The sequence below is a fragment of the Streptomyces sp. 2A115 genome (assembly GCF_052245575.1).
Lineage (GTDB): Bacteria > Actinomycetota > Actinomycetes > Streptomycetales > Streptomycetaceae > Streptomyces.
The window spans coordinates 37,371-51,563 of sequence record NZ_JBQQCG010000015.1; the positions used below are offsets into that span (position 1 = coordinate 37,371).

Consider the following 14,193-nt stretch of genomic DNA (forward strand, 5'->3'; position numbering starts at 1 on the left):
CAGCGCGCGGGCACGTCTTCCTCTGGAGCACGGACACATGACCAGCACCACCGCGGAGTCGGCGGAGTCCGCCGAGCCCGCAGAGTCACCGATAGGCACGGTCTCGGAAGTCGAGCTGACCATCGGCGGGATGACCTGCGCCTCCTGCGCGGCCCGCGTCGAGAAGAAGCTCAACCGCATGGACGGCGTGACCGCCACGGTGAACTACGCGACGGAGAAGGCGAAGGTCGCCTACCCCGAAGGCGTACAGATCACCGACCTGATCGCCACGGTGGTGAAGACGGGCTACACGGCCGAGGAGCCCCCGCCCCCGCGGACGGAGACGCCGGAAGCCACAACCGGAGCCGAAGCCGCCGCCGAGGCGACTGAAGACCCCGAACTGACCTCCCTGCGCGAGCGTCTCACCGTCTCCGCGCTCCTCGCCGTCCCCGTCGTCCTGCTGTCGATGATCCCGGCGCTCCAGTTCGACAACTGGCAGTGGCTCACCCTGACACTCGCCGCGCCCGTAGTCGTCTGGGGCGGGCTGCCCTTCCACCGGGCGGCCTTCACGAACGCCCGGCACGGCGCGGCCACCATGGACACGCTCATCTCCATCGGCACGCTCGCCGCGTTCGGCTGGTCCCTGTGGGCGCTCTTCTTCGGGCACGCCGGAATGACGGGCATGCGGCACAGCTTCGAGTTCACCGTCTCGCGCACGGAAGGCGCGTCGGCGATCTACCTCGAAGTCGCCGCGGGCGTCGTCACGTTCATCCTCCTCGGCCGCTACCTGGAGGCCCGCTCCAAGCGGCGCGCGGGAGCGGCGCTGCGTGCGCTGATGGAACTGGGCGCCAAGGACGTCTCCGTCGTACGAGCCGGCCGTGAGGTACGCATTCCGGTGGACCGGCTTTCCGTGGGCGACCGCTTCGTCGTACGCCCCGGCGAGAAGGTCGCCACCGACGGCACCGTCGTGGAGGGCTCCTCGGCGGTCGACGCGTCCATGCTGACCGGCGAGTCGGTGCCGGTGGACGTGACCGTCGGGGACTCCGTCACAGGGGCGACCGTGAACGCCGGCGGGCGCCTCCTCGTCGAGGCGACCCGGATCGGCGCGGACACCCGACTCGCGCGCATGGCACGGCTCGTGGAGGACGCGCAGAACGGCAAGGCCGAGGTGCAGCGCCTCGCCGACCGGATATCCGGGATCTTCGTCCCCGTCGTGCTGCTGATCGCGGTCGCTACGTTCGCCGGCTGGCTCGGCGCCACCGGCGAAACGGCCTCCGCGTTCACCGCGGCCGTCGCCGTGCTGATCATCGCCTGCCCGTGCGCCCTGGGCCTCGCCACCCCGACCGCGCTCATGGTCGGCACGGGCCGCGGCGCCCAGCTCGGCATCCTCATCAAGGGCCCCGAGGTCCTGGAGTCCACGCGCCGCGTCGACACGGTGGTCCTGGACAAGACCGGAACGGTCACCACCGGTCGCATGACCCTCCAGGAGGTGTACGCGGCCGACGGCACCGACGAGAAGCAGGTACTGCGGCTCGCGGGCGCCCTGGAGCACGCCTCCGAGCACCCGATCGCCCAGGCGGTGGCGGCGGGCGCGGAGGAGCGAGGCGAGATGGGGGTCCCCCCGGCCGAAGGCTGGGGGAGGGCCGGGACCCTGCCCCCGGTGAACGGCTTCGAGAACGTGGCCGGCCTCGGCGTCCGCGGCACGGTCGAGGGCCACGAGGTACTGGTCGGACGCGCCCGCCTCCTCGAAGAGGCCGGGATCGCGCTGCCCGACGATCTGGTCGCGCTGAAGACGCGGGCCGAGGAGGAGGGACGTACCGCCGTGGCCGTCGCCTGGGACGGGGTGGCACGCGGTGTCGTGACCGTCGCCGACGCGGTCAAGGAGACCAGCGCGGAGGCGGTCCGCGCGCTGCGCGCCCTGGGGCTCACGCCCGTCCTGCTGACCGGCGACAACCGGACGGTGGCCGAGTCCGTGGCCCGCTCCGTCGGCATCGACACGGCCCACGTGATCGCCGAGGTGCTGCCCAAGGACAAGGTCGATGTCGTCAAAAGGTTGCAGGCCGAGGGCCGGGCCGTGGCGATGGTCGGCGACGGCGTCAACGACGCGGCCGCACTCGCCACCGCCGATCTGGGCCTGGCCATGGGCACGGGCACGGACGCGGCGATCGAGGCGAGCGACCTGACGCTCGTACGGGGGGATCTGCGGGTGGCCGCGGACGCGATCCGCCTGTCGCGCAAAACCCTCTCCACGATCAAGGGCAACCTCGTCTGGGCCTTCGGCTACAACGTGGCGGCACTGCCGCTCGCCGCGGCGGGACTGCTGAACCCGATGATCGCCGGGGCCGCCATGGCCTTCTCCTCCGTGTTCGTGGTTACGAACAGCCTTCGCCTGAGGGCATTTTCGTGACGAAGACGTAAGAGTCCCCCTAGAGTCCGACGCGTCCCTTCACATAAGCTCTTCACAAGGCTCGCGCATCATCCTTACGCTTGGGCTCCCCCCGGCATATCGGGGCTCTTGCGTATCTTCAGGGCATATGCAAGAGACGCAGATCACAGTGATGTGAACGTAACCATCGAAGGGGTTCGTGAGTCTAGATTGACGATGCTGGAAACGTCTTGGGGGGCGTTTCCGACATCTGAGGACGTCTTGGGGGACGTTCTCGGAATTGCGTTGCCGGGGCACGTACACCGGGGAGCTTTGAGCGGCCCTCCCGTACGTACGCGTCCCGGCAGACCGCACCGCGGTACACGGGCTTTTGCTCGTTACGCTCGTTTTGCTCGCAGCGATTCAGGCGCTGCCTTCAGGCGCCCGGCCGGATCCCGTGGGGGGAATCCGCACCGGGACATGGGAAGGCGCCCCGACTCCGGCCCGTGGGGGGACCGGCAGCGGGGCGCCTTCTCGCTTTATTTTTGAGCTCGGTTCGCCTCTGGGGCGCCCCTTCGGCGCACTGGCTGTAGGGCGCCGTAGGTCGCGGGAGCGGTGCTAGCGCTGCTCGACCGGGACGAAGTCTCGGAGGACCTCGCCCGTGTAGATCTGGCGCGGGCGGCCGATACGCGAACCCGGCTCCTTGATCATCTCGTGCCACTGGGCGATCCAGCCCGGCAGGCGGCCGAGGGCGAACAGGACCGTGAACATCTCGGTCGGGAAGCCCATGGCCCGGTAGATCAAGCCGGTGTAGAAGTCCACGTTCGGATAGAGGTTGCGCGAGACGAAGTAGTCGTCGGAGAGCGCGTGCTCCTCCAGCTTGAGCGCGATGTCCAGCAACTCGTCGGACTTGCCGAGAGCCGAGAGGACGTCGTGCGCGGCGGCCTTGATGATCTTCGCGCGCGGGTCGAAGGACTTGTACACCCGGTGGCCGAAGCCCATCAGGCGGACGCCGTCCTCCTTGTTCTTCACCTTGCGGATGAAGGAGTCGACGTCGCCACCGTTGGTCTTGATGCCCTCGAGCATCTCCAGGACCGACTGGTTGGCGCCGCCGTGCAGCGGGCCCCAGAGTGCGCTGATGCCGGCGGAGATCGAGGCGAACATGTTCGCCTGCGACGAGCCGACCAGACGCACGGTGGAGGTCGAACAGTTCTGCTCGTGGTCCGCGTGCAGGATGAGCAGCTTGTCGAGCGCGGAGACGACGACCGGGTCGAGGTCGTACTCCTGCGCCGGGACCGAGAAGGTCATGCGCAGGAAGTTCTCGACGTACCCGAGGTCGTTGCGCGGGTAGACGAAGGGGTGGCCGATCGACTTCTTGTACGCGTACGCGGCGATCGTCGGAAGCTTGGCGAGGAGGCGGATCGTCGAAAGGTGGCGCTGCTTCTCGTCGAACGGGTTGTGGCTGTCCTGGTAGAACGTCGACAGCGCGGAAACCACCGACGACAGCATGGCCATCGGGTGGGCGTCACGCGGGAAGCCCTGGTAGAACCGCTTGACGTCCTCGTGCAGCAGGGTGTGCTGCGTGATCTCGTTCTTGAAGGTGGAGAGCTCGTCGACCGTGGGCAGCTCGCCGTTGATCAGCAGGGAGGCCACCTCAAGGAAGGTGGAGCGCTCGGCCAGCTGCTCGATCGGGTAGCCGCGGTAGCGGAGGATGCCCTGCTCACCGTCGAGGTAGGTGACGGCGGATTTATAGGCGGCGGTGTTCCCGTAACCGCTGTCCAGCGTCACCAGACCGGTATGGGCGCGGAGCTTCCCGATGTCGAAGCCCTTGTCGCCGACGGTGCTGTCGATCACCGGGTAGGTGTACTCGCCGTCGCCGTACCGCAGTACTACAGAGTTGTCGCTCACGTCATCCCTCACCGACGTTGTGCCTCTTCTTCGAGGTGCCCTGACTGTCTCTACCATCCCCCATTTGGCGCAGGAGAGTGCACTCGGGGTCGACCATTGGGCCTATTGGCGGCACTCAGTGCCGCCAATCTGTTCATCCTGCCCCTCTTCGCCCTGGTTCCGAAAGGGCTGTGTGACCTTTACGACTCATTTGATCGATCATTTTTCACGTTGCGGACGGATGCCTCCGGCGGTGGGGCGGTTGGGTGGTTGTTCGGGTGCGGGTGCCTCCGGCGGTTGGGTGGTTGTTCGGGTGCGGGTGCCTCCGGCGGTGGGGCGGTCTTTTGGGTGCGGGGTGGTGGGGGCTGGGCGCGCAGTTCCCCGCGCCCCTGGGGTGTGTGGGGGGTCGGGGACGTGCCGGGACATCCGAGCGCCACTCTGAGGTAGTCGGGTTGGCCGGGAAGCGCGGCGCTCGGACGCCCCGGCACGTCCCCTCACGCCGGAGGCCGGGTGCCGGCCGGTGGGGGCTGACGCCCCTTTAGGCCGCGGGGAAATGCGCGACCAGCCACTGATGGCCCGCATGTACGAACCGGCCTGAGGGTGCTCTTTCAGGGGCGCGGGAACTGCGCGACCAGCCGCTTACGACCTGCACCATACGAACCGGCCCAAGGCACCCCGGTAAGGTCTCGGCGTGATCGAATTCGCGCGGAACGTCCGGTTGTGGTTCGCGCCCGAGCGGATCAAGGAAGAGGGGGGCACCCCCGACTACCGGTTCTCGCTGGCGAACGAGCGCACGTTTCTGGCATGGCTACGGACGTCACTCGCCCTGATCGGCGGCGGCTTCGCCGTGGATCAGTTCCTGCCGGATCTGCGCTGGGCGTGGCGCGTGGGGCTGGCACTCGGACTACTGGCGGCAGGCGCACTGTGCGCGTTGCGAGCGGTGAATCACTGGGTTCGCTGCGAGCGGGCGATGCGCAGGGGTGAGGACCTGCCGGTGTCCCGCTTTCCGGCGCTGCTGAGCATCGGTGTGGCCATCGTGGCCATCGCGATGGTGGTGGTCGTGCTCGTCAGGGGGGACGGGTGACGCTGCCCGCCGAGAACTCCGGCCCCACCCGGGATCCCGGCCTGCAGCCGGAGCGTACGCGGCTGGCGTGGCGGCGTACGACGCTGGCGAGCACCGTGGTCGCCGTGCTCGCCGGGAAGTCGGCTCTGCAGGGCGGGCCGAGTGCGGCGGGGTTCGTGGTGGGCGCCGTGTGCTGTGTGCTCTGGCTGGGTTTTCTCACCGTCGCCCATCGCCGGATCCGCGCGCTGGCCCTGGCCGAGGGCGGCCGCCCGGCGGCGCTCACGCCGAAGCACGCGAGTGCCGCCGTCCTCTGCACGGTCGCTCTGGCGGTCTGTGCGGCAGCCCTCCTCTTCTGAAGGGTCGGAGCGTCTGGGGCACATACGGTCCGCCCATTGCTCCATCGACCCTCTGGGGTACTCGGACACCACTCGTGACCGATTAGGCGGATATGTTGGCATTTGGGTCGCTAACCTGACCGTCGTCACCCCCACCGCGCCTCCGAAGGTGAGCACCATGACCACGCTCCACCAGGAACACACCGCCCACGACCACACGCACGGCCCGGACTGCGGGCACCCGGCCGTGACGCACGGCGACCACGTCGACTACGCGCACGACGGGCATCTGCACCGGCCGCACTCCGGACACTGGGACGAGTGCGAGCCGAGCGGACACGTCGCCCACGAGGGGCACGGCCACGAACACGGCGAAGGCTGCGGGCACCCGGCCGTGACGCACGGCGACCACGTGGACTACGTTCATGACGGTCACCGCCACGCACCGCACGACGGGCACTGGGACGACCACTAGGGGGTGCTTCGAAAGTCCCGCGCGGCACCCACGGGACTGTCGAAACGCCCCCTGGACGACCGCCGGGCACGGAACCCAGGGACCCCCGAGTCGTCGGCGACGACGCGGGGGTTTCTTCGCGACCGAGACGACGATCACGTTTTGCCCCCACACTGGACTGCATACCGACCGGTCGGCATCATGTGAGGGATCCGATTCCGGCGTACGGAGGAATACACGATGAGCTCAGACCACCCGCCAGGTCTCGATCTCGGCCGGCTGCGCGGCCTGCTCGACAGCGAGCGGCCGGGACTGGTCCAGGACGCCCTTACCGGCCGACTGATCGAGGGCGGGCGGTCGAACCTGACGTACGCGGTGTCGGACGGCGCGAACAAGTGGGTCGTACGGCGGCCTCCGCTGGGCCATGTACTGGCCACCGCCCACGACATGAGGCGCGAGTACCGGGTGATCAGCGCGCTGTATCCGACAGCCGTGCCGGTGCCGCGTCCGCACTTGTTGTGCGAGGACGAGGAGGTGCTGGGCGCCCCGTTCTACGTCATGGACTTCGTGGAGGGCACGCCCTACCGGACCGCCCAGCAGCTCGTGCCGCTCGGCCCTGAGCGCACCCGGGCGGCGGTGCTCGGGCTCGTCGACACGCTGGTCGAGCTGCACGCGGTGGACCCCGCCGAGGTCGGGCTCGCCGACTTCGGGCGGCCCGAGGGTTTCCTGGACCGGCAACTGCGGCGCTGGGGCAAGCAGTTGGCCGCCTCCCGCAACCGTGAGCTGGCCGGCATCGAGGAGTTGCACGCCGCGCTCGGGCGCGAGCTGCCACACTCCCCCACGGCCACCGTCGTGCACGGCGACTACCGGCTCGACAACGTGCTCATCGGTGAGGGGGACCGGATCACGGCCATCCTCGACTGGGAGATGTCCACGCTCGGTGATCCGCTCACCGACCTGGGGCTGCTGGTGATGTACAGCATCCCGCTCGGCGCCCCCGACTCCCCCGTCTCCACGACCGCCGAGGCCGCCGGGCACCCTGAGCCCGCCGAGCTGATCGAGCGGTACGCCGCGCGCTCGGGGCGCGACGTGTCCGCCGTGGCCTGGTACACCGCGTTCGCCTGGTTCAAGCTCGCCGTGATCCTGGAGGGCATCCACTACCGCTACACGCTCGGCCAGACGGTCGGCGCGGGCTTCGACCGCATCGGCGAACTGGTCCCCGTCTTCATCGCGCACGGCCTGACCACTCTCCAGGAAGGCTGACAGGACTATGGACTTCGCTTTCGACGCGCGCACCGAGGAGCTGCGGGCCAAGCTGCTCGCCTTCATGGACGAGTACGTCTATCCGGCCGAGGCCGTCGCCGAGGAGCAGCGAGGCCGTCTCGCGTCACCGTGGGACACCCCGGCCGTGGTCGGGGAGTTGAAGGCCGAGGCCCGCCGTCAGGGCCTGTGGAACCTCTTCCTGCCGGACTCCGAGTACGGGGCCGGGCTGACGAACCTCCAGTACGCGCCCCTCGCCGAAATCGCCGGTCGCTCCCCGCAGTTGGCGCCGACCGCGCTGAACTGCGCGGCGCCCGACACCGGCAACATGGAGGTGCTCGCCCAGTTCGGCGACGAGCAGCAGAAGAAGCAGTGGCTGGAGCCGCTGCTGGCCGGTGAGATCCGCTCGGCGTTCGCGATGACCGAGCCGGAGGTGGCCTCGTCCGACGCCACGAACATCACCACGCTGATCGAGCGAGCCTCCGACGGCACGGACGAGTACGTCGTCAGCGGTCGCAAGTGGTACATCTCCGGGGCCATGAACCCGGACTGCAAGATCTTCATCGTGATGGGCAAGACGGATCCGGACGGCGCCGACATCCGGCGACAGCAGTCCATGGTGCTCGTGCCCCGCGACACACCGGGTGTCGAGATCCGCCGCGCCATGCAGGTGTACGGCTACGAGGACCACTCCCACGGCGGGCACGCGGAGGTCGTCTTCGACCACGCGCGCGTGCCGGTCTCGCATCTGATCGGCGAGGAGGGCGGCGGGTTCGCCATCGCCCAGGCGCGGCTCGGGCCGGGACGTATCCACCACTGCATGCGGCTGATCGGCATGGCCGAGCGGGCCATCGAGCTGATGTGCCGGCGTGCGGTGTCCCGGAACGCCTTCGGCAAGGCGCTCGCCCAGCAGGGTGTCGTCCACAACTGGATCGCGGACGCGCGGGTCGCCGTCGAGCAGCTGCGGCTGCTGGTGCTGAAGACGGCCTGGATGATGGACACCGTCGGCAACCAGGGTGCCCACGCGGAGATCCAAGCCATCAAGATCGCCACGCCTCGCACGGTCGTCGACATCATCGACAAAGCGATTCAGCTGCATGGGGCGGCTGGAGTGAGCCAGGACTTCCCGCTGGCCGAGCTGTGGGCGACCGCCCGGACGTTGAAACTCGCTGACGGTCCGGACGAGGTGCATCAGCGGTCGCTGGCACGGCGGGAGCTGAAGAAGTACGTCTCGTAGGCGAAAAACGGTCTTCTTCGTCCTGGCCCGTGGGGCCCACCGTCTCGGGGCGGTGGGCCCCACGGGTGTTCCTGGACCCTTTCAGGCCATCAGCTCCACACCTGGCCGTATTTCTTCACCCATCCTCCAACCTCACACTCATAAGGTGATGCGTGTCAGGTGAGCCGGGTCTCGCACGCTCACCCGTCTGAACCCCCGCTGAATCAAGGAGTTCGTATGACACCCCCCGCGGGCACCACGACCACCGCACAGCCGTCGGCCGATCAGCAGCCGCCCTTCTTCCCCGCACCGCGCACCTGCCCCTTCGGCGTTCCCGAGCAGTACACCGAGTTCCGCGAGGCCGGCGGCCTGCACAGGGTCACCATCTGGGACGGCACCCAGCACTGGCTGGCCACCCGGTACGAGGACATCCGTGCCGTGCTCACCGATCCGCGCTTCTCCGCCGACGTACGCCACCCGGACTTCCCGCTGGTCCACTCCAACCAGCGCGAGCACGAGGGCGGACTGTTCCTGCGCCTGGACGACCCCGAGCACGCCCGGCTGCGGGGGATGCTCACCCGCGAGTTCAGCGTGCGGTGGACCCGCGCGATGAGCGACCGACTCCTCGCCATCACCGACGAGTTGATCGACGCGATGCTCGCCGCGGGCGGACCCGCCGACTTCGTCAGGGACTTCGCGCTGCCCCTGCCCTCGCGGGCGATATGCGTGATCCTCGGTGTGCCGTACGAGGACCACGAGCTGTTCCAGCGGCACGCCGACGCCGCCACCGACCTCGACATGTCGCACGAGGAACGCGCCCGCGCCAACGCCGAAGCGTTCGCCTACTACAGCGAGTTGGTGGAGCGGAAGCGACGCGAGCCGGGCGACGACATGGTGAGCCGGCTGCTCGCCGACCACACCGGCCCCGATGGCTTCGCGCCCGAACAGCTGCCGGTCCTGGTGGCCATCCTGGTCGGGGCCGGCCATGAGACCACCGCCAACATGCTGAGCCTGGGCACCCTGGCCCTGCTCCTCGACCCCGATCAGCGCGAACTCCTCTGCAACCGGCCGGAGTTGGCGCCGAGCGCCGCCGAGGAGATGCTGCGCTACTGGGGCATCGTCTCCACCGACCCGCGCCGTGTCGCCGTCGAGGACGCGGAGGTCGGCGGGCAGCCGATCCGCAAGGGCGAGGCGGTCATCGTCTCGCTCGTGGCGGGCAATCGCGATCCCCGCGCCTTCGGCGCCGACGCCGACCGGGTCGACATCACGCGCAACGCCCGCTCACACATGGCGTTCGGCTTCGGCACCCACCAGTGCCTGGGCCAGAACCTCGCCCGAGTCGAGCTGCAGATCGCCTGGCCCCGCCTCTTCGAACGCGTCCCCCGTCTGCGCCTGGCCGTGGCGCCCGAAGAACTGCCGTTCAAGACGAACGCCATCGTCTACGGGCTCAAGTCCCTACCAGTGACCTGGTGACAGCCGACGACCCGACGGGGGTGGGCGGGCCCGCCCACGGTCACGGCACCCGGCTGAGCGGCCGGGCCGCGCTGGTCACCGGGGCCGGCGGCGCCGGTGACCCGCACCCGCCCGCCCTCGACCGACGGCGGGCCGGTGAACAGGTCACCGAGAGGCGTCCGGACCGCCCCCGCGGCGGCCGGGGACGTCCCGTACCCGCGGAGGTGCTGCACAATGGCGCAGGTGAACGAGGCGACAACGAGCACCACCGCCGCCGCGGCCGGCGGGCGCAGACGCAACCCGCGGGGCCAGGGCGAGAAACTGCGGCACGAGATCCTGGCCGCTGTCGGACGCCTCCTCGACGAGAAACTCGGCGACAACGCCCTCCCGGTCTCGCTGCGCGAGGTCGCGCGCGAGGTCGGCATCGCCGCCCAGAGCATGTACCTGCACTTCTCGGACAAGGACCAGCTCGCCCTCGCGGTCGCCGAGGACGGCTACCAGCGCGTCGTGACCGCCATGCGCGAGGCCGACGCCGGGGCCGCGGCGGCGGGTGCCGGTGCGGACGTCCGGCTGCGGGCCCAGAGCGACGCCTTCTGCGACTTCGCCCGCACCAACCGCGGGGTCTTCCGCCTGATGTTCGGGCACGACGCGGCCCGGTTCGGCCCGGCCGGGCACGGCCACCCCGCCCGTGTCCTGTGGGAGCAGTGGCTGGCCGCGGTCGTCGCCTGCGAGGAGGCGGGGGCGCGCTGGCCGGACGGCGCCCGGCACACCGCCACGCACCTGTGGTCCGCGCTCCTCGGCCGCGTCGCCCTGTGGGCCGGCGCGCTGGGCGAGGACGACCCTGAGGCCCTGCACGCCTTCACCGACCGCACGGTCGAGGCGCTCCTGCGGGACGCCCGGTAGCCGCCCTCACCACTCACCTCACGGTCGCAGCGCCCGCAGCAGCAGATCGGCCAGGTGGTCCGCGACCTGCTGCGGGGTGAGCGGGCCGTCGGGGCTGTACCACGTCGACAGGTGGTGGACCGAGCCGAAGTGGTAGTCCACGACCAGGTCCGCCGGCGTCGCCTTGGAGAAGACGCCCGCCTCCTGGCCCTCCTCGATCAGAGCCCGGAAACGCTCGTGGTAGCGGCGCCGCTCGGCACGTACCTGCTTGTTCTTCTCGGGGCTGAGGTGGTGCATGGAGCGCCAGAAGATCGACGCGTCGTCGAGGTTGTCGATCGTCGTGACGACCACGTCCGCCGCGGCACCCCGCAGCCGCTCCTCGACGGGTGCGTCGGCGTCCGCGAAGGCGTCCAGACGCTCCTGCTGCAGGCGCAGCACGCGCGCGTACACCTCGTGCAGCAGATCGTCCTTGGAGCCGAAGTAGTGGTACAGCGCGCCTTTGGTGACGCCCGCCGCCTCGACGATCTCTTGGACCGAGGTGCGGTCGTAGCCGCGCTCGGCGAAGAGCCGAGTGGCGGCGGCCAGCAGCCGCCGCGGGACGGGCGTACCGTCGCCGTCCGTCGTCCTGGCCACTGCTGCCACCTGCCTTCCAGTTTTCTTCCGTGCGCTACTTACCGTCCTGCGAGCGGTAACGCAGCTCCCGACGGAGGATCTTCCCACTTGCCGTTTTCGGCAAGTCGGGCAGGATCTCGACCTGCCGCGGGTACTTGTAGGCGGCCAGTCTCTCCTTGCAGTAAGAAGCGAGCGCATCCGGGTCTTCGTCACACCCCGGCCGCAGACTGATGTACGCCTTGACGGTCTCGCCGCGGTAGCCGTCGGGCACCCCGACAACCGCCGCCTCGCGGACCGCGGGGTGCGTGTAGAGCACGTCCTCGACCTCTCGCGGCCACACCTTGAAGCCGGACGCGTTGATCATGTCCTTCTTGCGGTCGACGACGTAGAGCCAGCCCTGGGGGTCCATGAAGCCGATGTCGCCGGTGCGCAGCTCGCCGTCCGGGAAGCTCTCCGCGGTGGCGTCGGGGCGCCTCCAGTAGCCGGGCACGACCTGCGGGCCACGTACGAGGATCTCGCCCTGCTCCCCGAACGGCACCTCCTGGCCCTGGTCGTCGACGATGCGTACGACCGTCTCGGGGCCCGGCACGCCGACGGCCAGGGTGCCGGACGCCGGGTCGACGGGAGCCTCCAGGGCGGGCGGCACGGACGCGCAGGGCGCGGAGCACTCGGTGAGTCCGTAGCCGTTGCGGATGTACGGCCCGAAGCCGGCCCGGAACTTCTCCACGAGGGCGGGCGGCAGTGGTGCGCCGCCGGATGAGATGTTCCGGAAGGACGAGAAGTGGTCGCGGGTGACGGCGGGGTGGGCGGCCAGCGCCATGAAGGCGGTCGACGGGCCGACCGTGTAGTGCGGCCGGTGCTCGGCGAACGCGTCGAGGACGACGCCCGCCTCGAAGCGGTACGCGAGGACGAGCAGGCCCGCGCTGTTGAGGCAGGCGGCGAACTCGCAGACCATCCCCGTGATGTGGAACAGCGGCGCCATCGCGAAGTAGACGGGCGCCTCGGGCAGTCCCAGGCCCGTCCGCTGCCGCTCGGCGTTGTACATGATGTTGCCGTGCGTGTTGGTGGCCCCCTTGGGGGCACCGCTGGTTCCCGAGGTGTAGCTGATGAGCGCCACGTCGGCCGGGACCGGGTCGCGGTCCTCCGGGGGCTTGTGGCCCTGCCGGGCGACGGCCACCAGGTCGTCTGCGTCCGGGGCCTGCGGCAGCCGCTCGAAGGCCAGCACGCGCGCGTCGTCGCGCGTCTGGAAATCCAGCTCGCAGCCCGTCAGCACGATATGCACGGACGAGTCGGCGGCCGTCTCTCGCAGATACGACTCCCAGGCCCGGTCGGAGCAGATCAGCGCGGCCACCTCACCGTCCCGCAGGACGTGGGCGACCTCCCCGGACTTGTACATCGGGTTGACGGGGACGACGGTCGCGCCCGCCTTCCAGGCGCCCAGCACGGCGAGCACGAAGTGCGGCGAGTTCTGGAGGAGAACGGCGACGCGGTCGCCCCGCTCCAGGCCCCGGGCGGCGAGATGCCCGGCGACGGAGTCGGTCAGCTCGTCGGCCTCGCGGTAGGTGAGGCGCCCGTCGAAGTAGGCGAGGAGGGCACGGTCCGGGGTTTCCGAGACGGCCCGGCGCAGGGCGTGCACCGCCGAGTCCGCGGGGCTGACCGCCGCGCGCTGGGCATCGTTGAGGAGGGCCAGCCACGGCTTGGCCTCGTAGAGCGAGGTGGTCACCTGCCCTCCGCCTCCCACTTCTGCTGGATGTGGCTCATGCCCGTCAGCCAGCGGTCGGGGTCGGTGGCCCGCGCCCGGTAGTACTCGGCGACCTCGGGGTGCGGCAGGATCAGGAAGCGGTCCTCCTCGATCCCGGCGAAGAGCGCGTCCACGACGCCCTCGGGCTCGATGGCGGTGGGCTTGAGCACGAGGTCGCCCGCGCTGCCGGTGCCCGCGAGCATGTCGGTGCGAACTCCCTGCGGACAGATCGCGTGGACCTTCACGCCACGGTGTCGGTACGTGAGCGAGAGCCACTCGGCGAAGGCGTACGCGCCGTGCTTGGTGACGCTGTACGGAGCCGCGCCGATCATGGTGAGCAGACCGGCCGCCGACACCGTGGAGACGAAACGGCCGCTGCCGCGCTCCAGCCAGCCGGGGAGCAGCTCGTGGGCCGCGCGCACGTGCGCCATCACGTTCACGTCCCAGGCGAGCGCCCAGACCTGCTCGGGCGCCGCTTCCGTACCGCCGGAGGCGAGGCCCGCGTTGGCGCAGTACACGTCGACCGTGCCGCCGAGGGCGTCCCGCGCCTCGGCCACGATGGTGGAGGCGTCACCCGGGACCGCGATTCCGCCGATCTCGTCGGCGACGACCTTGGCCTTCGCGGCGTCCAGGTCGTTGACCACGACCCGGGCCCCCGCGTCGGCGAAACGCCGGGCCAGCGCGGCCCCGATCCCCCCTCCCGCCCCGGTCACGACCACTCCGGCATCCTGCACGGCTTCCACCATCGGTCTCCTTCGACGCGACGCGAATCGGCTCAGCTACACCGCCAGACTAACCAGTCGGTATGGCGCCCCGTAAGGGGCGCGGGGCTGTGTCACTGTGCGGCTCCGCCGCGTGGGCGCGACCGGCCACAGAACGACCCGCAGCCTACGAACAACCGGCGGGAGCGCTTAGCGTGCTTCCACCAGCCTTCCGAAATCACGGAG

At 70.0% G+C, this 14,193-nt stretch carries 12 protein-coding genes; 8 read left to right on the forward strand and 4 right to left on the reverse strand.

The features are described 5' to 3' along the window. The first annotated feature begins 37 nt into the window (after positions 1-37). The gene (locus tag ACTWQR_RS15580; RefSeq protein WP_443227640.1) at positions 38-2,386 is read left to right on the forward strand and encodes a heavy metal translocating P-type ATPase; all 2,349 of its coding nucleotides are present in this window, start codon (positions 38-40) and stop codon (positions 2,384-2,386) included. Between the two features lie 576 nt (positions 2,387-2,962). Here the strand turns inward: ACTWQR_RS15580 and ACTWQR_RS15585 are convergent. After that, positions 2,963-4,252 (reverse strand): citrate synthase, encoded by a 1,290-nt coding sequence (locus ACTWQR_RS15585; protein ID WP_443227641.1) that lies wholly within the window; start codon positions 4,250-4,252, stop codon positions 2,963-2,965. A 670-nt stretch (positions 4,253-4,922) separates the two neighbouring features. Between ACTWQR_RS15585 and ACTWQR_RS15590 the strand changes: the two genes are divergently transcribed. From ACTWQR_RS15590 to ACTWQR_RS15620, 7 genes are all read left to right on the forward strand, one after another. After that, positions 4,923-5,315, forward strand: a complete 393-nt coding sequence (locus ACTWQR_RS15590) for a YidH family protein (RefSeq protein WP_443227642.1) — start codon at positions 4,923-4,925, stop codon at positions 5,313-5,315. Beyond that, a complete protein-coding gene (locus ACTWQR_RS15595) occupies positions 5,312-5,650 on the forward strand; it encodes a DUF202 domain-containing protein (RefSeq protein ID WP_443227643.1) in 339 nt (112 codons plus the stop codon). The genes ACTWQR_RS15590 and ACTWQR_RS15595 overlap by 4 nt, the downstream gene beginning before the upstream one ends. 157 nt (positions 5,651-5,807) lie before the next feature. After that, a complete protein-coding gene (locus ACTWQR_RS15600) occupies positions 5,808-6,104 on the forward strand; it encodes a hypothetical protein (protein WP_443227644.1) in 297 nt (98 codons plus the stop codon). A gap of 219 nt (positions 6,105-6,323) precedes the next feature. Next, entirely contained in the window at positions 6,324-7,346 is a 1,023-nt protein-coding gene (locus ACTWQR_RS15605; protein ID WP_443227645.1) for a phosphotransferase family protein, read from the forward strand. 7 nt (positions 7,347-7,353) lie between these two features. Next, positions 7,354-8,580 (forward strand): acyl-CoA dehydrogenase family protein, encoded by a 1,227-nt coding sequence (locus ACTWQR_RS15610; RefSeq protein WP_443227646.1) that lies wholly within the window; start codon positions 7,354-7,356, stop codon positions 8,578-8,580. A 216-nt stretch (positions 8,581-8,796) separates the two neighbouring features. Further along, entirely contained in the window at positions 8,797-10,032 is a 1,236-nt protein-coding gene (locus ACTWQR_RS15615; RefSeq protein ID WP_443227647.1) for a cytochrome P450, read from the forward strand. A 213-nt stretch (positions 10,033-10,245) separates the two neighbouring features. Next, entirely contained in the window at positions 10,246-10,914 is a 669-nt protein-coding gene (locus ACTWQR_RS15620) for a TetR/AcrR family transcriptional regulator (RefSeq protein WP_443227648.1), read from the forward strand. Between the two features lie 18 nt (positions 10,915-10,932). Here the strand turns inward: ACTWQR_RS15620 and ACTWQR_RS15625 are convergent, their stop codons facing one another. From ACTWQR_RS15625 to ACTWQR_RS15635, 3 genes are read right to left on the reverse strand one after another with little or no spacing between them, the layout of a single operon-like run. Beyond that, the gene (locus ACTWQR_RS15625) at positions 10,933-11,526 is read right to left on the reverse strand and encodes a TetR/AcrR family transcriptional regulator (protein ID WP_443227649.1); all 594 of its coding nucleotides are present in this window, start codon (positions 11,524-11,526) and stop codon (positions 10,933-10,935) included. Positions 11,527-11,560: 34 nt separating this feature from the next. Further along, positions 11,561-13,228, reverse strand: a complete 1,668-nt coding sequence (locus ACTWQR_RS15630; RefSeq protein ID WP_443227650.1) for a class I adenylate-forming enzyme family protein — start codon at positions 13,226-13,228, stop codon at positions 11,561-11,563. Continuing rightward, positions 13,225-13,992 carry an SDR family oxidoreductase gene (locus tag ACTWQR_RS15635; RefSeq protein WP_443227651.1) on the reverse strand — a complete coding sequence of 256 codons (768 nt, stop codon included), beginning with the start codon at positions 13,990-13,992 and terminating at the stop codon, positions 13,225-13,227. Before ACTWQR_RS15635 ends, ACTWQR_RS15630 begins: the two co-directional genes overlap by 4 nt. Positions 13,993-14,193: the final 201 nt, after the last annotated feature.

Excerpts from the sequence above, each read along its gene's own strand:
- ACTWQR_RS15580 (WP_443227640.1), top strand. The coding sequence starts at position 38 with ATGACCAGCACCACCGCGGAGTCGGCGGAGTCCGCCGAGCCCGCAGAG.
- ACTWQR_RS15600 (WP_443227644.1), top strand. The coding sequence starts at position 5,808 with ATGACCACGCTCCACCAGGAACACACCGCCCACGACCACACGCACGGC.
- ACTWQR_RS15605 (WP_443227645.1), top strand. The coding sequence starts at position 6,324 with ATGAGCTCAGACCACCCGCCAGGTCTCGATCTCGGCCGGCTGCGCGGC.
- ACTWQR_RS15610 (WP_443227646.1), top strand. The coding sequence starts at position 7,354 with ATGGACTTCGCTTTCGACGCGCGCACCGAGGAGCTGCGGGCCAAGCTG.
- ACTWQR_RS15615 (WP_443227647.1), top strand. The coding sequence starts at position 8,797 with ATGACACCCCCCGCGGGCACCACGACCACCGCACAGCCGTCGGCCGAT.
- ACTWQR_RS15620 (WP_443227648.1), top strand. The coding sequence starts at position 10,246 with ATGGCGCAGGTGAACGAGGCGACAACGAGCACCACCGCCGCCGCGGCC.
- ACTWQR_RS15635 (WP_443227651.1), bottom strand. The coding sequence starts at position 13,992 with ATGGTGGAAGCCGTGCAGGATGCCGGAGTGGTCGTGACCGGGGCGGGA.